The organism is Nocardia rhamnosiphila NBRC 108938, from assembly GCF_000720425.1.
GTDB classification, from domain to species: domain Bacteria; phylum Actinomycetota; class Actinomycetes; order Mycobacteriales; family Mycobacteriaceae; genus Nocardia; species Nocardia rhamnosiphila.
The window spans coordinates 1019356-1041265 of record NZ_JOAJ01000001.1; the positions used below are offsets into that span (position 1 = coordinate 1019356).

Consider the following 21910-nt stretch of genomic DNA (forward strand, 5'->3'; position numbering starts at 1 on the left):
ACAGTCCACTGCTCCAGGATGCGCCGACGGCGGCTCGAAGGGATCGGTCATGGCATATACACAGCGCTGGGCGGGTGAGCGCTGGCCGGAAGTTGCACCGGACCGGGACGAGGAATCGCCGCGCACCGGCCGGCGCCGCGACGAATACGACGACTGGTCCGAGGAGCGCTCTCTCCACGACGAACGTCCGATCGTCAATCCCTACGCGATCGTCGCACTGGTCGCCGCGCTCATCCTGGTCTTCCCGGTGGCGATCGTTTTCGGGCTGATCGCGTTCGGGCATCCCCGCGGCCGTTTCATGGCCTGTACCGCGCTACTGCTCGGTATCGGTGAGGTGGCACTGCTGGCGGCGCTGGTCCTGGCGCCACGGGAGACCCCCGGTGGGGTGTTCTCCCGGGTAGGCGACGCGGTGGGCCAGGTCACCGGTGGGCAGGGGGCGACCGAGTCCCCGGCCTCGGATGCCTCCGGCACCTCCGCGAGCGCACCGACCTCGTCGCCCGGTCGCAGCACGACGACCGAACCCTCGGTGCCGGCCGGCGCGGCCACCCCGCCGGCGGCCGAGGTCGACACCGCCTGTCCCGAACCGGCCCTGCTCGGTGTCGCCGCCGACGGCGGCACCCTGCTGTGCCTCACCGCTTCGGCCTCGGTCACCGGTTATCAGTGGTCGGGCCCCTACCGGGTGGCCGAAACCGTCCGAACCGAAGACGCGGGCTGTACGGGCACCGCCACCGCCCGAACCGCCGCGGGATACGCCCTGGTCTGCGAAAACGGGACCTGGGCGCTCTGGAGCTCCTGAGCCGGTAGCCGACCGGCGTGTTCAGCCCTCCGTGGCGGTTTTGCGGGCCCGGCTGGGCTGCACCCGGGGCGGCTCGTTCGGCATCTTCGGATACTGCGGCGGCCACGGCGCGTCCATGAGACCGGAAGCGAGATCGCGTTCGGACATCCGCAGCAGCGGCTCGATACTCTGCGGTGCGCGGTGCTCCCACGGATCGCCGTACTCGGCGAGACGGGCCGGTACCGTCGCGATCGTCAGGTCCTCGGGGACCACGGCATCCAGTTCGTCCCAAGTCAGCGGAGTGGATACCTGCGCGCCGACCTTGGGACGTACGCACCACGCACCGAATACGGTCTTGTGCGGAGCGTTCTGGTTGTAGTCCACGAAAACTCGCCGGCCGCGTTCCTCTTTCCACCAGTGCGCGGTGATGTCGTCGGGGTGCCGGCGTTCCAGTTCGCGCGCCAAGGCCACGGCCGCGGCGCGGACCTCGTACCCGTCCCAATGCGGTTCGAGCGCGATATAGAGGTGCAGGCCGCGCGAACCGGAGGTTTTCACCCACGTCTCGATACCGAGCTCACCGCAGAGCTCCCGGGTCCGCAGGGCCGCGGTACGCAGTTCGTCGAAACCGATACCGGGTGAGGGATCGAGGTCGATCCGGAGCTGATCGGCGATCCGCAGATCCGGCACGGTATTGGGCCAGACGTGGAAGCCGAGGCAACCCTGGTTCACCGCCCACAGCACATGCGCCAGATCGTGCGCCACCAGCGCGTCGCTGGTGGTTCCGTTCGGCGTGGTGACCTCCACGGTGTGCAACCAGTCCGGGGCGGATTTCGGCACCCGCTTCTGGAACCAGGACTTGCCGGACGCGCCGTCCGGGTAACGCTCCAGCAGTAGTGGCCGCCCGCCGTTGACGCGGAAGAACGGTTCGGCGACGCTTTCGTAATAGCGCACCAGATCCAATTTGGTTTCGCCCCGCCGAGAGAAGTACACCTTCGCGGGGTTGCTGATGGTGAGTACCCGGCCGGCGGCCTCGATCTCCACCGATTCGCTCATTTCGCCACCGCCGTCCCGAAGATTTCCCGCAACTCGGCGGGCGCGGCCTCTTCGAGCTGGGCGTAGGTGCACGACTCGGGGGTGCGGTCGGCGCGGAACCGGACCAGCCGTCCACCGTGCCGGAACCGGCCGGATTGGAGATGCTCGTATCGCACCTCGGCCACCAGTTCGGCCCGCAACGCCTCCCAGGACAGGTCCTTGCCGCCGCTCCAGCGACTGACCCCGCCGGGCATGGAGCCGCCGGACTCGGCCTGGGCCACGGCATCGGCCCATTCCCGCCACGGATGGTCCGCCAGGGCGTTCTCCCGGTACGGGGCGAGTTCACCGATCAACTCGGTGCGCCGCGCGGCGGTGAAACTGCTCGCCACGCCCACATGGTGCAGCCGGCCCTCGTCGTCGTACAGGCCGAGTAGCAGAGAACCCACCCCCTGACCGTCCTTGTGCCAGCGGAAACCCGCTACCACGCAGTCGGCGGTGCGCTCGTGCTTGACCTTGAGCATCACCCGCTTGTTCTGCTGATACGGCTGATCGTCGGCCTTGACCATCACCCCGTCGAAGCCCGCGCCCTCGAAGCGGGTGAACCAGTCGCGGGCGACCGACGGATCCCCGGTGAGCGGGGTCAGCTGGACCCGGCCGGGCTCGGTCCGCAGGATGGTTTCGAGCAACCGGCGGCGTTCGGCGAACGGCGCCTCGGTCAGATCGCGGTCGCCGAGGGCGAGCAGGTCGAAGGCCACGAAACTCGCCGGCGTCTCCGCGGACAGTTTGGCCACCCGGGACGCCGCCGGATGCAGCCGCTGCTGCAGGACATCGAAGTCGAGACCGTGTTCGGTGACCACGACGATCTCCCCGTCCACGACGCACCGATCCGGCAGCGCGGCGCGCAGTAGCTCGGCGACCTCGGGGAAGTATCTGGTGAGGGGTCGATCGTTACGGGACCCCAGCTCCACCTCCGCGCCGTCGCGGAACACCACGCAGCGGAACCCGTCCCATTTGGGTTCGTAGCTCAGGCCGGGCCCCGGGGGTATGTCGGGGGCGGCCTTGGCCAGCATGGGCCGGACGGGTGGCATCACCGGTAGATCCACACGATCCTCCTCGGGTCGATCCTCACCCGTATCGACGCCGCGGCCGGCGCCGAATCATCGCCCCCGATGATAGGAGTTCGAACCGACAGATCGCCGGATCCGGCCGTCAGCTGTCGATCCAGCCCTGTTCGACCGCGAACTCGGTGAGCCGCTCCCGGATGGCCACGATCTCCCCGGCGGTCAGCGCCGGGGAGGCGTCCAGCAGAAGTTCGGTGACCAGCCGGGTGTGTTCCTCGGCGGTCAGCCGGGCACCGTCGGCCACCGGTTTGGGTCGTGTGTGCTGGCCGCGCGGGGACCGTAGGTTGATCGCCTTGGGGCCCCGATCGCCCTCGGTGACGTCGAATTCGAACACCCGGCCCTGCCGGAGTTCGTCCTCGCCCAGGCCGATATCGTTGACGTGCACGAACACGTCGGGTCCACCGTCCTCGGGCCGGATGAAACCGAAACCCCGCGATCCGTCGAACGACACCAATTTCCCGCTGGCCACCACACCGCTCCTCGCCGCAGTTCTGCCGGTCACTCTATATCCGGTTTTTCCTCATCGGTGGCCGAAAGCGCCTTTTGTAGCGAGTTGAATACGGTGAGCCCCTGCCCGACCATGCCGTTCAGCAGTTCACCCACCCCGTCCGGCCCGTTGAGAACGGTCAGATTGGCGTTGGACAGCCCGCGCGCCGCCTGCTCCACGATGAGAGGCAACTGCTCGATGAGCATCTGATCGAGCGCGATGCGGTTGTGGGAGGCCGCCGCCTCGGCCTGGATCCGGGTGCGGTCGGCCTCGGCCTCGGCGAGGATCCGCACCCGCTCGGCCTCGGCCTGCGCCGGTTTTACCACCTCGGCCTGCAACTGCTGTTCACGCAGTTCGGCTTCCTTGCGGGCCTGGGCGGCCTGGGCGCCGAGCACTTCCTGTTGGGCGAGCGCGGCGGCGAGCGGCCCGGCGGCCGCGGCTTCCGCCTGGGCCTTGTCGATATCGCGCTGGTAACCGGCCTTGAGGATCGCCGTCTCCCGGGCGTACTCGGCCTGTTTGCGCAGGGATTCCTGTTCGGCCTCGGCGGAGCGCTGCGCGGCCTGCGATTCGGCGATCTGTGCGTCCCGGTGTACCGCGGCGTTGTGCGGCGCGGCCAGGGCGGTGATATAGCCGAGATTGCCGTCGTCGATGGACTGGATCTGGAACGAGTCGACCCACAGGCCGATATTGCTCATCTCCACTTTCGACGCGACGAGGACCTCGTCGGCCAGCCGCTGACGCTCCCGGATGATCTCCTCGACCGTCATGGAGCCGACGATGGACCGCAGATGACCGGAGAAGATCCGGCCGGTCAGCACCGACATCTCCTGCTCCTGTTCGGAGAGGAATCGCTGGGCCGCGTTCACGATCGACGCCGTGTCGTTGGCGACCTTGAAAGCGATGACCGCCCGCACCTGCAGCACGATGGCCTGTTTGGTGACGCAGCGTTCGCTGATCTCGGCCTCGAACATCGCCAGCGACAGGTACCGGACCTTGCGGAAGAACGGCATCACCCACGTACCGCGGCCGATGATCACCCGGAAGGGTGTGGCGTCGCTGCTCTTGGCGCCGCTGACCAGCATCGCCTCGTCGGGATCGGGCACGTGATAACCCAGCACGTATGACTCCTCGCGTCGTGTTGCTACGGCGCCGGGTCCGGTGTGAGGGGTATCCAGGGCACCACATCGGCGATACGACCGGAATCGACAGCGACGACCAGCACGGTGCTCCCGGCCGGGATCGTTTCGGCGGCGCGCGCGATATACCCTTCGGTCCCCCCACGTACGGCCACCAGGACCTCACCCAGCGTCCCGGGGCCTCGGATCGGCGAGATCAGCTTACCGGTCGATCCGACGGCTTCGTCGTGCAATTCTCTCGAACCTCCCTGCCCGGCGGTGATTTCCGGGCGCCGACCGTTTCGCCGCCGGACCCCGGACTACCGATAGAGCCGGCGGTAGGCGCCCAGCATGGCGACGAGGTGATCGACGATCTCCGTCCGGGTGGCCCGCAACGACCCGTTCAGCCAGGCCGAGAACATTCCCGCGTTCCCGCTCGCCATGGTGACGGCCGCGAGGCGGCGGCGGACCGGATCGTCGATCTGGGAAAAGAGATGGTCCTGGATGAGCCGCGTGAAAGCGGGCATGACGGCGATGGTGGTCTGGCCGAGACCGGTGCTGGAGTACGGCTCCACCAGGAACAGGCGCGATTTGCGGGGGTCCTCGAGCACCTTGTCCACCAGGGCCTCGGACAGGGCCCGGTCACGCGAGGCGTCGTCGGCGACCGCGAAGGCGGTCATCGGATCGAGGAAGTCGTCGGCGATCTGCCGGTACAGGACATCGAGCAGTTCGTCCCGGCTGGCGAAACTCTCGTAGAAATATCGATCGGTGAGATTGGCGCGGCGGCAGACCGCCCGCATGGTGACGCCGGCGGCGCCGGATTCACCGATCAGATCCAGTGCGGCCTCGAGCAGTGCGCCGCGCCGAGCCTGCTTCCGCTCGGAAAGTGTGGTGCCACCCCAGATCCGGGGTCCGCTGTCGTCCGATCGCTGACCTGAATGCACCCGTCCACAGTAGTGGGCTCGCGCCGTGGGCCGTGCCGGGTGGTCACGGTGCCGCACCGCGGGTGCCGCAGGTCAGCTCGGGGCGTCGCGGTGTGGCGGGCGGGCCACGAGCACCGCCCGGCCGGCGGTGAGATCGATCCGGTCCCGCGGCGGTGCCCCGTCGGATTCCTCGTCGCGCAACATGGTCTGCGCGGCGCGGTGGTCCAGCTGATCGCGTTTGCTCCCGTACCAGAAGGCGGTGATCTCCTCCACCCCCGCGGCCGTGAGCCGGGTGGAGGTGTGGTCGCCGGTCGAGTGCCCGGTCTTCGGGAAGCGGGTGTACACCCACCGCAGCGCGGCGGCGGCCCCCAGCAGCAGCATGGCGATGGGCGCGCCGAGGAAGAGGACATCCATGGATCTCAGGGTAGCGGCGGGGCGGGTGGCGCCCGCCCGTTCGCGGCCACGCCGAGCCGGGGCTGGCGAACGGTCGGCGACTAGGCTGAAACGCGTGGTCGTGCTCGCTGTACTGCTGTTCGCCGTGGTCGCCGCGACGACCGGTTACGTCGTCGCGGGCGATGCCACGACCCAGGTGGACCGCCCGCTGCACGAGTGGGCGCTGACCCTGCGCACCGATCCGCTGACCACGGCGGCCACGGTGATCACCCATCTCGGCGGATCGGTGGCCATGTGGACACTGGCGCTGCTGGTCTGCGCGGTGCTGCTGCGGCGCGGCGCGTACGCGGATCTGCTGCTCGTGGCCGGAGTGGGCGCGGCCTCGGCGGTTCTGGTACCCGTATCGAAACAGCTCATCGGCCGGTCGCGGCCGCCGGTGGCCGGGCAGCTGGTGGAGGTGAGCAATCCGGCCTTCCCCTCGGGGCACAGTGTCGGTTCCGCCGCCGTGGTGGGTGTACTCGCCGCACTGTTCTGCCTGCGGACCGCGCATCGCGTCGCCAGGGGGATCGTCGCGGCCGTGGCGGCCGTTTTCGTTCTGCTCGTGGGGCTTTCACGGATCTACCTGGGGGTGCACTGGCCCACGGATGTACTCGCCGGCTGGGCACTCGGTGGCCTGCTGGTCGCGATCGGGGTGGTGGTGCGGACCCGGGTCGAGGACACGCCGGTGGGCCCGGACCGTTCCGCAACCACCACCGGCTCCGTGACCGCGGACCCGGCGGTGCGGAACACCCGCCGCTGACCGGGTCGTTCAGGCGCCGCGTTCCAGCTCCAGGCCCGCGGCCCGCCAGCCCGCGATACCACCGTCCAGGCTGTAGGCGGTGTGGCCGGTCCGGCGTGCGGTCGCGGCGAACTGCCGGGAGATATCGCCGGTAGGACAGGTGAAGATCACCGGTTCGGCCCGGGAGAACGGTGTCCCGTGCGCGAACAGGTCGGTGAGCCGGTCGTCGGGGATATTGATCGCGCCCGGGATATGGGCGACCCGATATGCCATGGCGCCACGGGTGTCGACGATCACCGGTCGCGCCGTGCGGAGCAGTTCGGCCATATCGGTGGGGGTGAGCCGTGGTGCGGCGGCGATCTCGGCGGGGTCCGGTGGGCGTGGGCCGGCGTCGCGGCCGAACAGTTCCGGCCGGCGCTGAGCGATATAGGACAGGTACGGCTCGAGCCGGTCGCAGACGATGATCACCCCGACGGTGCGTTCGCCACCGCGGTCGCCGCCTCCGAGCACCTCGCGCGCGGCGGCGTAGGCGGCGCCGCTGGTCGGTCCGGCCAGGACCCCGTACCCGGTGGCGAGTTCGAGCGTGGCCTCGATCGCCGGGCCCGATCCCACGGTCCGGATCTCGTCGTAGAAATCGGGCTGGAACAGGCCCACCTCCCACATCTCCCGTTCCGACCGGATCCCGGGGATGAAGTCGTCGCGTTCGGAGACCACCGCGACCGTCCGCAGCTCCGGATGGAACTTGCGCAGGTAGCTGCCTGCGCCGCGGCTCGACCCGGTGGTGCCCAGTCCACCGAACAGATAGTCGATCCGCTCGATCCCGGCGGCGGTGAGATCCTCGTGGATCTCCCGGCCGGTGCCGTCGTGATGGGCGGCGATGTTCTTCTCGCTGGTGTACTGGGACAGATGCCGGAATCTGCCGGGCTCGGCGGCCATGGCCGCGTCGATCGCCGAGTACACATCGTTGGGCGTGGTGGGGTCCGGGCATTCGGACAGGCCGGGGAGCTCGACGATCTCGGTGCCGATCAACCGGAGCAGATCGCGTACCTCGCCGACCTTGATCCGGTTGGTCATGGCCCGCAACCCGATACCGTGGATCGCGCCGAGGAGGCGCAGCGCTTTGGCGGTGTTTCCGCTGGATGCCTCGATCAGTGTCTGCCGCTGTGCGCGCAGCGTGTCGAGTTCGTCGCGCAGCATCGCCCAGGCGACCCGGTCCTTGACCGAACCGAACGGATTGTGCGATTCGAGTTTGGCGTAGAGGTCCACCCCGTCGAGGCCGTGCACGGCCGGGTCCAGGCGGAGCAGGGGGGTGTCACCGATCAACTCGGTGATGTGCTGGTGGATCGTCACGGAACCTCGGGTGCGTCGGAGTAGGCGGCGGGGGAGGCCGGTGGCCGGTAGTCCGCGTCGGGTGTCGCCAGGAAGCGCCCGTCATGGTCGGCCACCGCGACTTTCTCGGCAGGGGGATGCATGGCGGCCGCGGCTGCCGACAGATCCATGTGATATCCCGCCGTATTGGGGAAAATGATCAGGTCTCCCGGCCGCGGCAGCCACGGCAGCCAGACCGTATGTGTGGTGACGAGATCTCGTTCGAGGCAGAGCCGGCCGGCCAGGAAGACACCGACCGGATGCCCGGCCGGTTCGGCCCCGTCACCCGGCAGCAGAAGGGGATCGGCCATCACTTCCTGATCGGCCGGTGTCACCGTGTCCCGGCTGAGGTCCAGGTGGACGAGCAGACTGCCGTCGGAGGCCTCTTTCACGAATTCGACCCGGGCCACGGTGATCCCGGCGTGGTCGGCGAGCGCTTTACCCGGTTCCAGCCAGATGTCGAGGAGGTTGTCGGCGGCCACCCGGGCGACACTGCGGCCGCCGTGGTTTGTGAGCGGGGCGGCCAGGAAACTCGCCAGCATCTCGGCGGCGGTCACGGTGTTCGCATACTTGTGGAAGACCGGTGTCCCGCGTACCGCGCCACCGTCGACCTGATAACCGAAGGTACTGTTACCCCAGCTCATCGCGGCGCCGTGACCGGCGAGCGCGGCACGCAACCGGTGCACGTAATCGTCGAACCGGGCGCCGTCGGCGGTGAACACCTGGCGCAGTCCGCCGCCGATGTCGAGGACCGACGGTGCGAGTCCGACGGAGTACGCCTGTTCGAGTATCGCGAAACACGTGTCGGCGGCGCGTACCCGTTCGGCGGTGTCGCCGGTGTCCAGGTGAAAGGCCGTACCGCGGAACAGGAGCCGATCCCGGTGCCGCGCCAGCAGCTCGAGCGCACGCTGGACCCGGGGCACCGGGATCCCGAAGCGACTCACCTGCGAACCCGGAAAACCACTGACCCGGAGCAGCACCGGGACCGGCGTGGACGGGTCGGCGAGGTCGGCGAGGGTGCCCAGTTCCCATTCGTTGTCGACGTTCACGGTCACCCCGGTGCGCACCAGTTCCCGGAGGAACGCTTCGCCTTTGGGGCCGGTCACCTCGATCCGGCCGGCGTCGAATCCGGCCGTCAGCGCCGAGTCCAGTTCACCGGCCGATGCCACGTCGATACCGATCCCGTGCGCCGCGGCAGTGCGCACGAAGGCCCGGGACCGGTTCACCTTGTGCGCGTAGCAGATGCGATAACCGGTATGCGCCTCGTCGAGTACTGCGGTGAGCCGGTCGATATTGCGCGCGAACACCTGTGGGAACAGCAGATGCAGCGGTGTCCCGAAGCGGTGCAGCACCTCGTCGAATGCGCGGCGATCGGCGAGGAACGCCGCGACTTGCCGATCCCAGTGTGCCGGTAGGGCGGGTGGCCCGGTGTGCTCGATGGGTTCCGGACGGTCCGGACGGTCCGGGCGCATCCGCACGGTCATCCGAGGCTTCCCGGCCGTAGCGGTTCGGGCCGCTCGCCGACCGGGTTGTAGCCGCCGTCGCGCAACGCCTCGAAGGCGCGGACCCGGTTGCGCGGACTGCGGAATTCCGCCACGACCCGCTTGCTGTCGAGGTCGATGTCCACGACGCGGATGTCCATCGACTCCAGCACCCCGCCGATCGTGCGGACACAGTGCTTGCAGGTCATATCGGGTACGTAGAAGGTCCGGTCCTCATGCGTGGCCGGGCCGGTGCCGAGGTCCTCCCGCGCCGGCACCGCCACCGGTTCGCAGTACCGGGCGAAATCGGTGAACACCTCGACGAAGCGGTGCACCACCTCGGCCAGCACGCTGGAGTTCGCACCCCCGTCGCGGTGTACGACCGCGGCCGGGCAGGAGGGTTGTTCCCCACGTGGTAGCAGCGCGTACTGCCGGGAGATGAGATCCAGATCGTCGTGGTACCGGGCGATCGCCGCGGGTACGGTCAGCCCTTCCTCGGTGGTCGCCCGGTCCATCACCCGGTGCGCGTCGGCAATGGTCGCGTCTTTCATCGCCCGCAATGTGGCGATCGACTCGGCGGTGTAACGCACCGATCCGCCGGGTTCGGCGCGCAAACTCACCGGAATCATGCCCCGTCGATAGGTCGATGCCTGCAGTTCCCAGAACCACCGGGTGGCGACCGCGGTGAAGATCCCGGAATCGCGTAGTCCGCGGGCGAATTCACCCGGGGTCCGGTACGGCGTCTGCCGCGCGATGAGCGCGTGCTGGGCCAGCGCCCGGCCCGCGGACTCGACCCCCACCCGGAAGATATCGATGGGTTCGTGATCGGTGGTGGTTCCGGCCAGCACCCCGAGCGCCGCCACGTCCAGACGCGCAATCCGATCGGCGAGACCGGCGTTGTCGTCGATCGAGCGCCAGAGCGCGAGCACGGCTTCCCGGGTGGCGATCGGCACGAGCGGGCCCGGCCCATCGGCCCGGTAGAACCCGGTATTGGGTATCCCGGCGCTATCGGTCCAGGTCACCCGGTGGGTGGCGGAGGTGACCGCCTCGGCATGGCAGGGGCGCATGAACCGTTCCAGGTACAGCCGTTGCGAGAACGTGAGATGGCTGCCGGGTTCGGGGCGCAGTTCGGTTGCGGTGTACTCGAAGCGGACTGCTCCCACCGGCCGCTGGTCGGCGAACAGTCCCGGCCGGGCGAGCTCGGCGAGGATCCGCGCGGTGGCCCGCCGGTCGTACCGGGTGGCGGTGTCGGTGGATGCGCTGATCTCTGTGTTCATGGCAGCTCCTCGGCGAGGGTCCGGACGCAGTCGACGAAGCGGTCGATATCGTCGAGGCAGGTGTAGACGTGGGTGCTGACCCGCACCGATTCGGGATCGCCCCCGGTTTCGGGCATACAGTGGGCGCCGGTGCGGACGAGGAAACCGTATTCGGCGAGGACGAACCCCAGGTCGGCCGCCGAAATACCGTCGAGAGTGAACGAGACGATGCCGTACCCGCTGCCGTCCCGGGCGTGGGCGGGCCCCGGCAGGAACGTCAACCCCGGCACCGCCCGCAACCCGCTGATCAACCGCCGGGTCAGCGCTCGATTGTGCGCCGCGACGGCGGGCATACCGTATTCCTCGAGAACCTCCAGCGCGGTGCCCAGCGAGAGGATGCCGGGAATATTGGCGGTACCGCCCTCCAGCAGGCCCGGCATGACGCCGGTGCCGAACCCCTCGGCGGTCAGTACCGCGTCGGTACCGCCGCCGGGCAGGAACGGCCGCAGTTGCGAGTGTGTCCGCTGCCGGCAGTAGAGGATTCCGGTACCGGGCGCCGCGAACATCTTATGGGCCGCGAAGGCCGCGAAATCGGCCCCGAGCGCGGTGACGTCCACCGGGAGGTGGCCGCCGCTCTGGCTGCAGTCGAAGCACAGGCGTACCCGTGAGGGAATCCGGTCGCGCAGTTCGGCGAGGGTGGTGCGGGCGCCGAATACATGATGCAGGTGGGTCACGGTGAGCAGCCGGGTACGCGGACCCAGTTTCGCGGCGATATCGGCGGTATCGGCCTGCCCTACCGGGGTGACCCGGTAGGGAACGAGTTCGATCCGGCGCCCGAAGCGCGCGAGGGTGTCCCGCAGCAGGAACCAGGGCGAGATATTGGCGGCGTGGTCGCGCGGGCTGTAGAGGATCTCGTCCCCGTCCGCGAGCGCCGTGAGACCCCAGGACAGTGCGACGGCGTTGAGCGCCGCGGTCGCGCCACCGGTGAAGACGATCTCGTCGGGCCGGGCGGCGCCCACGAAGCGGGCGGTCGCGGCCCGGACCGCGGCGATGCGCTGAGTGAGCGCCGTGGACCAGGGGTATGTGCCGCGTGCGGCATTGGCGGTGGCGGTCGAGTGGTAGTCGCGGACGGTGTCGATCACCGCCCGCGGCTTCTGCGTCGTGGCGGCACTATCCAGATAGATCTCCCGGCTGTCGGCCAGGGCCGGAAAGGACGCGCGGATCTCCGGCGGGAGCAGTCCGGTGGCCGGGCACACCGGTGCGGGAGCGCCGTCGGAGGGGGATGGATGATCCGGTCGGCGCAGGGGTGATCCCATGTGATCGCTCCTTCCGCCGATCCATCCGGACTGCGAACAACGATACTCATTATCGGAAAGTTCGCCCAGTGCGCTTGGTGCGCATACGGTTTCGCGGGCGCAGAGCGCCGGGTGACGAGGGGTCCGGAGATGTCGGTGTCCGGCGTTATGGTGCCGGTATGCCACTTACACTCGACGAACGTCAGGCGTTTCTGGCCGAGCCGCATATCGGCGCGCTCTCGGTATCGGCGGGTCCGGAGCGGGGTCCCCTCACCGTGCCCATCTGGTACCAGTACGAGCCGGGCGGTGAGCTCTGGGTGCTGACCGGCCCGGAATCGGAGAAGATGCGCCGGATCCGGGCGGCGGGACGGTTCAGCCTGCTGGCCGAGCGGGTCGAGCCGACCGTCCGATATGTCAGCGTGGAGGGTCCGGTGACCCGGGTCGAGCCGCTGATCGACGAGCGTCATCGCGAGATGGTGGCGCGCTACCTGCCGCCCGGGCGAGTGGAGGAGTACCTGTCCTTCGCCGCGGCCGAACTGGGTGAGCATGTGGTCGTGTTCATGCGGCCGCAGCGATGGTTGTCCGCCGATCTCGGCTGAGTGATCAGTAGCCGCCCTGCAGATATTCGACGAGCTGCTCGCGTTCGGTGGCGAGTTCGGAGATGGCGCTCTTGACCACGTCGCCGATGCTCACGATGCCGACCAGTTCACCGCCGGACACCACCGGCAGATGCCGGACCCGGAGATCGGTCATGATCCGGCGCAACCCCTCGACATGGTCCTCGGGGGCGCAGGTCCGGACGTCGGTGGACATGATCCGCGAGACCGGGGAATCGAGTAGTGCCGCGCCGTGCCGGTACAGGGCGCGGACGATATCGCGTTCGGAGACGATTCCGGCGATCCGGCGGCCGTCGGGGGAGACGACGACGGCTCCGATGTTGTGTTCGGCCAGCAGCGCGAGCAGCGCACGGATATCCAGATCCGGACGCGCGGTCGTCACGGCGCTGCCCTTGTTGTGCAGTATCTCGGCGATTCGCATGGTCACCATCCACTCGAGCGCGGGATTTCAGAATCTCGCGCTCGACCCGTGGACGCCAGCACGAATCGGCATCGACGGCCTTTTTTTCGAAGTCGTACGGTGAGCGGAGCCGTCGATCGGCTACTCGTCGTCGAGGCCCGCGGAGAGATAGGCGGCGGCGGCCAGCCACTGGCGGCACTGCGGGCCGTGCACATCGTGGATGTGCAGGATCTCGCGTGCCTGCCGATAGGTGAGTACCGGCGGTTCGGAATTGCAGTCCGTACCGGCTTCGGGGGCCGCGTAGCGGCGTAGCGGTTCCGGGTGGTGCCCGAGCGAGTGACCGCCGCCGGCGGAGGTGCCCACGGCGTTCCGATGGGGACTTCGGAATGGTTGGATCATTCGGTTGCCCCTCACATGCGACGTTGCGGGGCGACACCTCCGGCCGGTGAGTCCGCCGGGGAAAATACTGTGTATCGCCCCTCCTGTGCGCCTGAGTCTAAGCCGCCGTCGCTTACAAATGCAAGTACATCTGCAAACTACAGACGAAATCGCACACACCCTGTTTCCGGTGTCTTCCACGGGCGACCGGCGCTGTGACACTGCGCCTTCCGCCGCATCGAGCCCCCCGCCCTCGTCCGCGCGGGCGGCACGGGTTCTATGGTGTGCGGCCCACGCCGCCGTACGCGGAGATCGCCGGCCGGGATTCGCCGCCGGGGGTGTCCGGGCGCCACCGGTCGATCGGGACGACGCCCGGTTCCACCAGTGTCAATCCGTCGAAAACGGCCCGGATCTCCGACCGGGGGCGGGGGGTGTAGGGCACGCCCCCGGTATCGGTGTAGTTCCGGCACAGCGTCACGTACGCCGCACTGTCGTCCGTGCCGTCCCACAGGACCAGATAGCTGCCGGATGGGGTGGCCTCGAGCACGGTATGCACGATCCGCCGCATATCCGCGAAGGATTCCGCGTGGCCGAGCACGCCCATGAACATCACTGCCACCGGCTCGGTGAAATCGAGGACGTGCCGCGCGTCGGAGACGATGAGTTCGGGCCGGTGATAGTCGGAGTCCAGGTAGACGGTGACACCCGCGTCGGTGGTATCGGCCAGCAACGCGCGGGCGTGGGCGAGGACGAGCGGGTCGTTGTCGACGTAGACGATTTTGGATTCGGGCGCGACGCGCTGGGCCACCTCGTGGGTGTTCTGCATGGTCGGCAGGCCGGTGCCGATATCGAGGAATTGGCGGATCCCCTTCTCCGCGGCCAGGAATCGCACCGCACGGATGAGGAACTGCCGTGACTGGACGGCCATGGTGGTGATCTCCGGATCGACCGCGATCCCGGCGTCACCGGCGATGCGATCGACCTCGTAGTAGTCCGTGCCACCCATCCAGTAGTTCCAGATGCGGGCGGAGTGCGGGATATCGGTGCGGATCGCGGGGCGGTGCTCTTCGGACATGGCGGACTCCTGGGCGGTCATGGTCGGAACGCGCCGGCACGGAGACCGGCGGTGGGCCCGACGGCTGGTGAAACCGATGTCCACTGCGACAGTACAAGGCTCGACGCGGCCGATCCGGTGGTCGGCGCAGTCCGATTCGACTCCGGCGCTCCCTTCGAGGCGGGCCGCGGGCGTGGTCGCCGGTGCCTGCCGGGGCCGTGCGCGGGCACCGGGGGCCGGGGAACGCGGTGTGGCGAACTTCGTGCTATCGTCCTGATGTCGGTGCAGATGCAAGAACACCTGCGTTTGCATCTGTAAGGACCGACGGTATGCGACAGTGGCGTCAGCGACCATGAGCAAGGAGTGGGTCCTATGTCGGAAGTAACGAACCAGGTGATCGGAGCCTGGCGGAAGAGCACCTTCAGCAACCCGAGCGGGAACTGTGTCGAGTTCGCCGAGGCGGCCAACAATCTGGTGGCCATGCGTAATTCGCGCTTCCCCGACGGTGGGGTGATCTTCTACACGCGCCCGGAGATCGAGGCTTTCCTGCAGGGTGCCAAAGCCGGAGAGTTCGACGATCTGGCGGGTTGAGAGGTAACATGGGCCGTCGGCGTGGTGTGCCCGATCCGATGGGCGGCGCACCGTGGGTTAACCCGAAATCGGAGACGACTCCATGATCGCAGAGCCCGAGAACCGTGGTGGCGCGCAATCCGTCGAGGCGGAACGTGGCCCCACGGTTCTACGTATCGCTCTGGGCGGCCAGTTACGAAAACTGCGCGAGAGCAAGAAGATCACCCGAGAAGCCGCGGGTGACGCCATCCGCGGCTCCCACGCCAAGATCAGCCGGCTCGAACTGGGCCGGACGAGTTTCAAAGAGCGTGATATCCGGGATCTGCTGACGCTGTACGGCGTGGACGATCCGGACGAGCGGGAGAGCTTTCTCGAACTCGCGCGTAAAGCGAACGAACCAGGTTGGTGGCACCGCTACGGCGATCTGCTGCCACCCTGGTTCGGCACATATCTGGGTCTGGAGCAGGCCGCCAGCAAGATCCGTACCTACGAATCGCACCTGGTGCCCGGCCTGCTGCAGACACCGGATTACGCCCGGGCGGTGGTGACGCTCGGTTACGAGGATTCCGATACCGATCGCCGAGTGGCATTCCGCCAGCGCCGGCAGGAAATACTGCATCGTGCCGATCCGCCGGTCATCTGGGCGGTACTCGACGAAGCCGCACTGCACCGTCCGGTCGGTGGCCGGGATGTGCACCGGGCGCAGATGGAACATCTGCTCGATCTGACCCGGCTGCCGAATGTGACCATCCAGGTGGTCCCCTTCTCCGCGGGTGAACATGCCGCTGCGGGAAGCTCTTTCACCATTCTCCGCTTCGCCGAGACCGAGCTGCCCGATATCGTCTACCTTGAGCAGCTGACCAGCGCGCTGTATCTGGACCGGCGTGAAGATCTGGCGCTGTACCTGTCGGTGATGGACCGGTTGAGCGTGCAGGCGGCGCCGCCGGAAGAGTCGCGCAGGATCATCGCGGACTATACGAAAGGCCTGTGAGGTCGGGTCGAACGGCGAAAGCCGCGGCCCGGCTTATCGTCTCGGTGACGAATCGCCGAGACGATAAGCCGGGCCGACGCGGTCAGGCCCGGATGAAGGTCGACGCGACGCGCCAGAAGGTATCCGGCCGCAACGATCGGAAGTCCCAGTCGTCCGCCAGGGCGTGCGCGGTGGTGACGATCTGGTCGATATCGAAATCCTCCCGAGTCGCCGCACCAGTGGATTCGATTGCGTCGATAACGAATTCCACGGCGCTTTCGCGCGTCGAATCGCCGAGCGGGTGGCCGCTGTGAAGGCCGAATGTTGTCATATCAATACCGTTCGCCGGCTTGCCGATCGGGGCGGGATCGATTCTTGCTGGAGTATTTGCGAATCGGGTCGGATCCGCCGGACTCTCCCGCAGGTGCGGCAGTAAACCACTGGCGAATGGTGTCGTCGGCTCACTCACGCGGCCTCCCCTTGTTTTCCCCTGTATAGCGGTGTGGGAAGAGTCTAGGTCGCTGGTGCTTTCAAATGCAAGTACATCTGCACGATCGATTCTTTGTGTCCGAACGGTTTTCGATGCCGGAATCAGCGTGCCAACGCGGCGACCGCGGCCTCGATCGGTGTGCTACCGGCGACCAGATCCAGGGTGCGACCGGCGGTATGGTCCGCTTCGAGCAGTGCGGCGCATACCGCGGCCACGTCCGCGCGTGGAATATCCCCCCGGTCGAGCCGCTGCGGCGCCAGGGTGACCGAACCGGTGCCGGGAGAATCGAGCAGGCGACCGGGCCGCAGGATGGTCCAGTCGAGGTCACGGTCGCACAGATCGTCCTCGGCCTGAGTTTTGGCGTCGATATAGGCGGCCCACACCTCGTCGGTGCCGGCGGCCGGGGCCAGACCCGCACCCATCGCCGAGATCTGCAGGAAGCGTCGGGTCCCCACCCGTTCGGCGGCCTCTGCCAGCAGGACGGAGCCATCGCGGTCGACGGTGTACTTGCGGGCCACCCCGCTGCCCGGCCCGGCGCCGGCCGCGAAAACCACCGCGTCCGCACCCTGGACGGTCGCGGCCAGGTCGGTCACCACCGCCTGCTCCAGATCCAGGATTACGGATTCGGCGCCGGTCGCGTAGACCTCCGGCGCATGCGCGGAGTTGCGGATCAACGCGATGACGCTGTGGCCACGGCCGGTGAGGAGTTCGGCGAGCAGGAGGGCGATCTTGCCGTGTCCACCGGCGATGACGATGCGCATACGGGGTCCTTTCGTGGTCAGCGTTCGGGTCCGCCGGGGTTGCAGGCGGCGTCGACGGTCGCGTCATAGCCCACCGGCGGCCGCCAGGGTTCGAGATTCCAGGTGGGTTTGTCGGGGGCGATGAGACGTGCCCAGTCCCAGTGGCAGCGGAACTGGTCCCACATGCCCGGGGTGTCGGCGGCCGGATCGGCGGTACGGATCTCCTGCCAGGCGCGGAGGTCGGATCCGGGATAGGTGGTGTCGCGGCCCGCCCGGGTCGGGTGGACCTTCAGGCGTGGGCCGTCGGCGTTCTCGGTCCATTCCAGGTGATCGATCAGGGGCTGCCCGGCATACGGATCGACTGTGGGAGTGGGGCGGAGGGTGCGGGTGACGGCGGTCGCCGGCGCCGTGATCGTGGGCGTCATGGTGGCCGCGGGCGCACTGTCGGACCTGATATCGGAGTCCGAACTCGCGCAGCCGGTGGTGGCCAGGGCCGAGAGAATCGCCAATACGCCGGCCGCGCGGGCCGCGGAATCGATCGGCATACTCGCTCCTGCGCCTCGGAGCCGGCCCGCCCGTCGCGCCGGCTGCTTCCGAGCCTAGAGGGTCGCGCCGTTGCGGTGCGGATCTGCCGGTGAGTGTGGCGCGCGCCGGAGTGCCCGCACCACGCCCGACCGGTCGCTCAACGCCACAGGCTGTGACAGGGTAGCCGGCGCAGACCGGGCCTGATCTTGCTGTCCACCGTGACGGTGAGCCCGGCGTGCATTGCCGCGGAGGTGAATTCCCAGGCTTCGGCATTGGTCGCCGCGTACTCCAGGACGAGGGCGCTGTCCGCGGTGATGCCGTCGAAGTAGACCGTGACCCGGCGGGTGAGGTGGTCGCGGGCGATGTCGTCGCGTTCGGCGGTGGCCGGTGTCGTGGCGTCCAAGATCCGCGTCTCCTTCCAGGCGTCCCCGACGGCGCCGTTGTGTGCCACAGTAGGTTCGCACCATTGCTGAGAACATGTTCCGATGCCGGGTTTGGGGAATTCACAGCACGCCGCGGAAGGGGCTCGGGGCGATTCACACCGGTGCGTACCCGCTCCCGTAGCGGGGGTGGCGGGTATGAACCTCGTCGCAACGACCCGGTCCGGCGGGCCCGATGCGGGGTTCCCCCTCCGGCGAATGTCGTTTACGCCACGACTCTTTCGTTTGGTCTCCGGCACGGCTCCCATGCGAAACTCGAATAATGGGTGCTTCTGGAATGCGATCGGCGTTGGAGGCGGAGACCTCGGCCGTCCCGGGGTTCACGGCGCGAGCCGCGGCCGACGGCGGGCCGACAGTGCTGCGGATGGTGCTCGGCGGCCGGTTACGGCGGCTGCGCGAGGCCAGCGGGTTGTCCCGGGAACAGGCCGGTGACCATATCCGTGGTTCGGATTCGAAGATCAGCCGGCTCGAGCTCGGGCGCACCAGTATCCGTGAACGTGATCTGGTGGATCTGCTCGAGCTGTACGGGGTCACCGACACCGAGGAACTCGACGCGTTCCAGGAACTCGCTCGGCAGGCCAATACCTCCGGGTGGTGGCACCGGGACAACGACTGGCTGCCGAAATGGTTCGATATGTACCTGGGTCTCGAACAGGCCGCACAGGTGATCCGCTGTTACGAACCGCGTACCGTACCGGAGCTACTACAGACCGCGGACTATGCGCGCGCCCTACTGACGCTGGCGCATCCAGGGGAGCCGGAGGACGCGATCGAACGCCGGGTGGCGCTGCGGATGCGCCGCCAGCACATTCTCGACCGGCCGCATCCGCCGCATCTGTGGCTGATCGTGGAAGAGGCCGCCCTGACCCGCCGGATCGGCGGCTCGAGGATATGGGGTGCGCAGATCGACCGGCTGCTGGCCGCTGCCCGGCAGCCGCACATCACGGTGCAGATCCTGGCCGATCACGTGGGCGGTCCGGCGCTGGCCGACGGCGCGTTCACCTATCTCCGGTTCGCCGAGGCGGATCTACCCGATATCGTTTATCTCCAGCAGCTCACGGGCGCTCTGTATCTCGACAAGCAGGCGGATCTGGACGCCTACCGCGCCGTCGCCAATCAACTGTCGGTGCACGCGGCGCCGCCGGAATACACACCGGGCCTGCTGACGGCTCTGCGCCGGCGCCAGCCGCGGATCATGGATCAGCCGGCTCGCCGGGAACAGGGCGGCGCCGGTCGCTGATCATCCCCGGGGCCGGCGCAGGGCTCGCCGGCCGTCGCGCCGAATTGCCCGAGTATTGAACTCGCAGGGGGCAACTCGTTACCGTATTGTGATCGAACCCAAACCGCGGGCCGGTCACTGATGAACTCTCCGGAGTACCGCTGGATCGTATCTACCGGCCGCGAGAGAGGTTACTGTTCGGTAGTTATGGTGGGCAGTAGAGCCGATTCCGGGAGCACGGACCTGGAAACCGAACTGGTGGCGCATCTGCGGCGCCCCGATCGATTCGGCGGAACCGCGGATGTGGGCACGACGGTGCGGCGGTGTCTCGCCGATATCGCCGAAGTCCTCGCGCCCGAACCCGCCGCCCCCGCCGTCGCGCCACCGGCGGTCGTGGCCGCGGCGGCGCGCTGGGCCCGGGAGGGGGTGGCACTGGAAACGGTGCTCACCGCCTGCCACGAATGTGCCCGGGACGCCTTGGAATTCCTCGCGGAACGGATCGCCGCCGCGGCAATGCGGGCCGAGGCGATGGTGGACGGGGCCCGGCTGCTGGTCCGGGTGGTGGAGGTGGTGAGCACCGCCGCCGCGGCGGCGTATCTGGACGAGCATCGGGTCGTCGCGCGGGAACATCAGACCTCGGCGCAGACGATGGTGGCCGCCCTGCTGAGCGGGCACGGAGTGTCCGCACTGGCGAAACGGTCCGGTTTCCGGGTGGCGCCGGCCTATCAGGTGGTGGCGCTGGCGCTCCCGCCGCACGCCGAGGAGCGCGCGGGCGGCCCCGAAGCGGTCTCGGCGGCCCGCCGGAAACTGCGCCGGGTGCAGGCCGCGCTGGGCACACCACTGGGGTCGCGGTCGCTGTCGCTGCTGCGTGCCGACGGCGGAACTGTGCTGATCCCGCTGGAAACGGACCGGTCCGGTCCGGGCGGTCGCACGGCGGCGGGGCTGATGAGCGCCGAGGTGCTGCAGTTGGTGGCCGAGGCCGCGGAAGTGCGGCCCACGGCGACGATCGCCGTGGGCGCCACCGCGGAGGTACCGGAGCTGGCGGGGCGCACCCACGACGTACTGGACCGGCTCCGTACCAGCGGACAACCCCCCGGCCTGTACCGGATAACCGGCGACGCCACCGCGGAACAGGACGACGCGCTCGCGGACGCGCTGCGAGTGCACCGGCTGCCACGTCCTGTCGCCGCGCCGGGCCCGCGCGCCGGACGGGGCACACCGGGAGCCGCGTGATGGGTGAGCCGGGCCTGCGAGCGTTACTGCGAGGTACGAGATGAAATTACGGGTTCCGTTCCTGGCCGTACTGGCCGTACTGGGCGCGGTCGCCACCGCGATGCCCCCGGCCGCCGCCGACCCCGCGGGAAACCCGCCGCCTGCGGCGCCGGCACCGGCCACGAGCGCGGAGAAGCCCGGTGGCCGGTTGCTACGCGTCCAGGTACTCGACGATCGGCGGATCCGGTTACACATCCGTTCGGCCGCCATGGGCCGTGAGATCGCGATCGACACCCTGATCGGTTCCGGTCCGGCACCCCGGCCCACGCTGTATCTGCTCGACGGCGTGGACGGCGGCCCGACCTCGGGGTGGCTGACCAAGGGGGGAGCGGCCGAATTCTTCGCCGACAAACCGGTCGACGTAGTGCTGACCACCGGTGGTACGGCCAGTATGTACGCCGACTGGATCCGGGTGGACGCCGCGCTGGGCCTGAACCGCTGGGAGACCTTCCTCACCGAAGAGCTCCCGCCCATTGTCGAAAAGTATCTGGGCTCCAACGGATCCCGGGCGATCGCCGGGGTGTCCATGGGCGCGCAGGCGGCGATGATGCTGACCCAGCGGCATCAGGGTTTCTACCGGGGCGTCGCCGGGATGAGTGGCTGTTATTCCACTTCCGACCAACTCGGCCGTGCGGTGACGACCATGACGGTGGCCTCGCGTGGCGGCAATCCGGAAAACCTTTTCGGCCCGCCCGCTTCGCCGGAGTGGCTCGCCCACGACAGCCTGCTCGGCGCGGACACATTGCGGGGCACCCGGATCTATGTGTCGGTGGCCAACGGTTCGCCCAGCAACGCCGCACTCATGTCGATCGGCGACAGCCCGGAGATTCTGGCGGTTCTGCTCGGCGGCGGTTCGCTGCTGGAGTCGGGCGCGCACCTGTGCACGCAACGATTCGCCACCCGTCTCACCGAGCTCGGCATTCCCGCAGTGGTGGATTATCTGCCCGCGGGAATGCATTCCTGGCCGGATTTCGAAGTGCAATTGCATCGCAGCTGGCCGACCCTGCGAGCAGCTCTGGAATTACCGCAGATTTCGTGATTCACCGCAGTCCCGTGTGACTGCCCGGGCGGACGGCTGCGAACAGGATCTCTCGGATCATCCGACGGTGATGTACTCCCCACGAGCGCTGTCGATCGCCCACCGGGTGGCGACCGCTCGGTCCACCCGGTGGGCTCGGCCGATCCGGTCGCCACCGGCCCCGTACCGCGTC

The 21910-nt window shown here is 68.5% G+C and carries 26 protein-coding genes; 8 read left to right on the top strand and 18 right to left on the bottom strand.

What is annotated here, in order from left to right; translation table 11 throughout:
• The first annotated feature begins 49 nt into the window (after positions 1–49).
• The gene (locus IG75_RS0104525) at positions 50–796 is read left to right on the top strand and encodes an RAD23 family protein (protein WP_030519868.1); all 747 of its coding nucleotides are present in this window, start codon (positions 50–52) and stop codon (positions 794–796) included.
• 21 nt (positions 797–817) lie between these two features.
• Here the strand turns inward: IG75_RS0104525 and ligD are convergent, their stop codons facing one another.
• The 7 genes from ligD to IG75_RS36045 form a co-directional block, all read right to left on the bottom strand.
• Positions 818–1828, bottom strand: coding sequence for a non-homologous end-joining DNA ligase (gene ligD / locus IG75_RS0104530; RefSeq protein WP_030519869.1), 1011 nt, complete (start codon positions 1826–1828; stop codon positions 818–820).
• Positions 1825–2910, bottom strand: a complete 1086-nt coding sequence (locus IG75_RS0104535) for an ATP-dependent DNA ligase (protein ID WP_210436755.1) — start codon at positions 2908–2910, stop codon at positions 1825–1827. The genes ligD and IG75_RS0104535 overlap by 4 nt, the downstream gene beginning before the upstream one ends.
• Before the next feature lie 106 nt (positions 2911–3016).
• Entirely contained in the window at positions 3017–3400 is a 384-nt protein-coding gene (locus IG75_RS0104540; protein ID WP_051714383.1) for a cold shock domain-containing protein, read from the bottom strand.
• A gap of 26 nt (positions 3401–3426) precedes the next feature.
• On the bottom strand, positions 3427–4533 hold the full coding sequence (locus IG75_RS0104545) for an SPFH domain-containing protein (protein WP_030519872.1): 1107 nt from the start codon (positions 4531–4533) through the stop codon (positions 3427–3429).
• Between the two features lie 23 nt (positions 4534–4556).
• The gene (locus tag IG75_RS0104550; RefSeq protein ID WP_030519873.1) at positions 4557–4784 is read right to left on the bottom strand and encodes a hypothetical protein; all 228 of its coding nucleotides are present in this window, start codon (positions 4782–4784) and stop codon (positions 4557–4559) included.
• Between the two features lie 66 nt (positions 4785–4850).
• Positions 4851–5474 carry a TetR/AcrR family transcriptional regulator gene (locus tag IG75_RS0104555; RefSeq protein ID WP_030519874.1) on the bottom strand — a complete coding sequence of 208 codons (624 nt, stop codon included), beginning with the start codon at positions 5472–5474 and terminating at the stop codon, positions 4851–4853.
• A gap of 72 nt (positions 5475–5546) precedes the next feature.
• Positions 5547–5867: a DUF6191 domain-containing protein gene (locus IG75_RS36045; protein WP_036512154.1), complete on the bottom strand. Its 321-nt coding sequence runs from the start codon at positions 5865–5867 to the stop codon at positions 5547–5549.
• Positions 5868–5961: 94 nt separating this feature from the next.
• Between IG75_RS36045 and IG75_RS0104565 the strand changes: the two genes are divergently transcribed.
• Positions 5962–6645 (top strand): phosphatase PAP2 family protein, encoded by a 684-nt coding sequence (locus tag IG75_RS0104565; RefSeq protein ID WP_051714200.1) that lies wholly within the window; start codon positions 5962–5964, stop codon positions 6643–6645.
• A 9-nt stretch (positions 6646–6654) separates the two neighbouring features.
• Here the strand turns inward: IG75_RS0104565 and IG75_RS0104570 are convergent, their stop codons facing one another.
• Genes IG75_RS0104570 through IG75_RS0104585 form a run of 4 tightly spaced genes read right to left on the bottom strand, consistent with a single transcriptional unit; the run spans position 6655 to position 12045 of the window.
• Positions 6655–7974, bottom strand: coding sequence for a pyridoxal-phosphate dependent enzyme (locus IG75_RS0104570; protein WP_156058634.1), 1320 nt, complete (start codon positions 7972–7974; stop codon positions 6655–6657).
• Positions 7971–9476, bottom strand: coding sequence for a type III PLP-dependent enzyme domain-containing protein (locus IG75_RS0104575; protein WP_245713088.1), 1506 nt, complete (start codon positions 9474–9476; stop codon positions 7971–7973). The genes IG75_RS0104570 and IG75_RS0104575 overlap by 4 nt, the downstream gene beginning before the upstream one ends.
• Positions 9473–10750 (bottom strand): heavy-metal-associated domain-containing protein, encoded by a 1278-nt coding sequence (locus tag IG75_RS0104580; RefSeq protein WP_051714202.1) that lies wholly within the window; start codon positions 10748–10750, stop codon positions 9473–9475. Before IG75_RS0104580 ends, IG75_RS0104575 begins: the two co-directional genes overlap by 4 nt.
• Entirely contained in the window at positions 10747–12045 is a 1299-nt protein-coding gene (locus IG75_RS0104585) for an aminotransferase class V-fold PLP-dependent enzyme (RefSeq protein ID WP_081876628.1), read from the bottom strand. The genes IG75_RS0104580 and IG75_RS0104585 overlap by 4 nt, the downstream gene beginning before the upstream one ends.
• Before the next feature lie 158 nt (positions 12046–12203).
• On the opposite strand from IG75_RS0104585, the gene IG75_RS0104590 reads away from it, so the two are divergent.
• Positions 12204–12623, top strand: a complete 420-nt coding sequence (locus IG75_RS0104590) for a pyridoxamine 5'-phosphate oxidase family protein (RefSeq protein WP_030519881.1) — start codon at positions 12204–12206, stop codon at positions 12621–12623.
• A 4-nt stretch (positions 12624–12627) separates the two neighbouring features.
• Here IG75_RS0104590 and IG75_RS0104595 read toward each other — a convergent pair whose 3' ends face one another.
• The 3 genes from IG75_RS0104595 to IG75_RS0104605 all read right to left on the bottom strand — a co-directional run bounded on the left by IG75_RS0104595 (position 12628) and on the right by IG75_RS0104605 (position 14494).
• Positions 12628–13062, bottom strand: a complete 435-nt coding sequence (locus IG75_RS0104595; protein ID WP_030519882.1) for a CBS domain-containing protein — start codon at positions 13060–13062, stop codon at positions 12628–12630.
• Positions 13063–13182: 120 nt separating this feature from the next.
• Positions 13183–13404, bottom strand: coding sequence for a hypothetical protein (locus IG75_RS0104600; protein WP_245713087.1), 222 nt, complete (start codon positions 13402–13404; stop codon positions 13183–13185).
• A gap of 292 nt (positions 13405–13696) precedes the next feature.
• A complete protein-coding gene (locus IG75_RS0104605) occupies positions 13697–14494 on the bottom strand; it encodes an SAM-dependent methyltransferase (protein ID WP_030519884.1) in 798 nt (265 codons plus the stop codon).
• A 351-nt stretch (positions 14495–14845) separates the two neighbouring features.
• Between IG75_RS0104605 and IG75_RS0104610 the strand changes: the two genes are divergently transcribed.
• Together IG75_RS0104610 and IG75_RS0104615 are read left to right on the top strand one after the other, a co-directional pair.
• Complete coding sequence (locus tag IG75_RS0104610) at positions 14846–15064, top strand: DUF397 domain-containing protein (protein WP_030519885.1); 219 nt, start codon at positions 14846–14848, stop codon at positions 15062–15064.
• Positions 15065–15146: 82 nt separating this feature from the next.
• Entirely contained in the window at positions 15147–16034 is an 888-nt protein-coding gene (locus tag IG75_RS0104615) for a helix-turn-helix domain-containing protein (protein ID WP_030519886.1), read from the top strand.
• A gap of 82 nt (positions 16035–16116) precedes the next feature.
• Here IG75_RS0104615 and IG75_RS40110 read toward each other — a convergent pair whose 3' ends face one another.
• The 4 genes from IG75_RS40110 to IG75_RS0104635 all read right to left on the bottom strand — a co-directional run bounded on the left by IG75_RS40110 (position 16117) and on the right by IG75_RS0104635 (position 18219).
• A complete protein-coding gene (locus IG75_RS40110; protein WP_245713086.1) occupies positions 16117–16482 on the bottom strand; it encodes a hypothetical protein in 366 nt (121 codons plus the stop codon).
• 122 nt (positions 16483–16604) lie between these two features.
• Positions 16605–17264 (bottom strand): SDR family oxidoreductase, encoded by a 660-nt coding sequence (locus IG75_RS0104625; protein ID WP_030519888.1) that lies wholly within the window; start codon positions 17262–17264, stop codon positions 16605–16607.
• Positions 17265–17281: 17 nt separating this feature from the next.
• Positions 17282–17788, bottom strand: coding sequence for a DUF2599 domain-containing protein (locus IG75_RS0104630; RefSeq protein ID WP_030519889.1), 507 nt, complete (start codon positions 17786–17788; stop codon positions 17282–17284).
• 137 nt (positions 17789–17925) lie between these two features.
• Entirely contained in the window at positions 17926–18219 is a 294-nt protein-coding gene (locus IG75_RS0104635; RefSeq protein ID WP_245713085.1) for a hypothetical protein, read from the bottom strand.
• A 353-nt stretch (positions 18220–18572) separates the two neighbouring features.
• On the opposite strand from IG75_RS0104635, the gene IG75_RS0104640 reads away from it, so the two are divergent.
• The 3 genes from IG75_RS0104640 (at position 18573) to IG75_RS0104650 (ending at position 21738) form a co-directional block, all read left to right on the top strand.
• Positions 18573–19448 (top strand): helix-turn-helix domain-containing protein, encoded by an 876-nt coding sequence (locus IG75_RS0104640; protein WP_036512712.1) that lies wholly within the window; start codon positions 18573–18575, stop codon positions 19446–19448.
• Between the two features lie 186 nt (positions 19449–19634).
• The gene (locus tag IG75_RS36050) at positions 19635–20660 is read left to right on the top strand and encodes an RsbRD N-terminal domain-containing protein (protein ID WP_051714205.1); all 1026 of its coding nucleotides are present in this window, start codon (positions 19635–19637) and stop codon (positions 20658–20660) included.
• Positions 20661–20700: 40 nt separating this feature from the next.
• Positions 20701–21738, top strand: coding sequence for an alpha/beta hydrolase (locus tag IG75_RS0104650; RefSeq protein ID WP_030519893.1), 1038 nt, complete (start codon positions 20701–20703; stop codon positions 21736–21738).
• Positions 21739–21910 lie beyond the last annotated feature (172 nt).

Bases quoted from the DNA above. Each gene is read 5' to 3' on its own strand.
- IG75_RS0104575 (WP_245713088.1), bottom strand. From the start codon at position 9,476: ATGACCGTGCGGATGCGCCCGGACCGTCCGGACCGTCCGGAACCCATC.
- IG75_RS0104595 (WP_030519882.1), bottom strand. From the start codon at position 13,062: ATGCGAATCGCCGAGATACTGCACAACAAGGGCAGCGCCGTGACGACC.
- IG75_RS0104585 (WP_081876628.1), bottom strand. From the start codon at position 12,045: ATGGGATCACCCCTGCGCCGACCGGATCATCCATCCCCCTCCGACGGC.
- IG75_RS0104625 (WP_030519888.1), bottom strand. From the start codon at position 17,264: ATGCGCATCGTCATCGCCGGTGGACACGGCAAGATCGCCCTCCTGCTC.
- IG75_RS0104610 (WP_030519885.1), top strand. From the start codon at position 14,846: ATGTCGGAAGTAACGAACCAGGTGATCGGAGCCTGGCGGAAGAGCACC.
- IG75_RS0104640 (WP_036512712.1), top strand. From the start codon at position 18,573: ATGGTGCTCGGCGGCCGGTTACGGCGGCTGCGCGAGGCCAGCGGGTTG.
- IG75_RS0104580 (WP_051714202.1), bottom strand. From the start codon at position 10,750: ATGAACACAGAGATCAGCGCATCCACCGACACCGCCACCCGGTACGAC.
- IG75_RS0104525 (WP_030519868.1), top strand. From the start codon at position 50: ATGGCATATACACAGCGCTGGGCGGGTGAGCGCTGGCCGGAAGTTGCA.
- ligD (WP_030519869.1), bottom strand. From the start codon at position 1,828: ATGAGCGAATCGGTGGAGATCGAGGCCGCCGGCCGGGTACTCACCATC.
- IG75_RS0104630 (WP_030519889.1), bottom strand. From the start codon at position 17,788: ATGCCGATCGATTCCGCGGCCCGCGCGGCCGGCGTATTGGCGATTCTC.
- IG75_RS0104615 (WP_030519886.1), top strand. From the start codon at position 15,147: ATGATCGCAGAGCCCGAGAACCGTGGTGGCGCGCAATCCGTCGAGGCG.
- IG75_RS0104650 (WP_030519893.1), top strand. From the start codon at position 20,701: ATGAAATTACGGGTTCCGTTCCTGGCCGTACTGGCCGTACTGGGCGCG.
- IG75_RS0104590 (WP_030519881.1), top strand. From the start codon at position 12,204: ATGCCACTTACACTCGACGAACGTCAGGCGTTTCTGGCCGAGCCGCAT.
- IG75_RS36050 (WP_051714205.1), top strand. From the start codon at position 19,635: ATGGTGGGCAGTAGAGCCGATTCCGGGAGCACGGACCTGGAAACCGAA.
- IG75_RS0104605 (WP_030519884.1), bottom strand. From the start codon at position 14,494: ATGTCCGAAGAGCACCGCCCCGCGATCCGCACCGATATCCCGCACTCC.
- IG75_RS36045 (WP_036512154.1), bottom strand. From the start codon at position 5,867: ATGGATGTCCTCTTCCTCGGCGCGCCCATCGCCATGCTGCTGCTGGGG.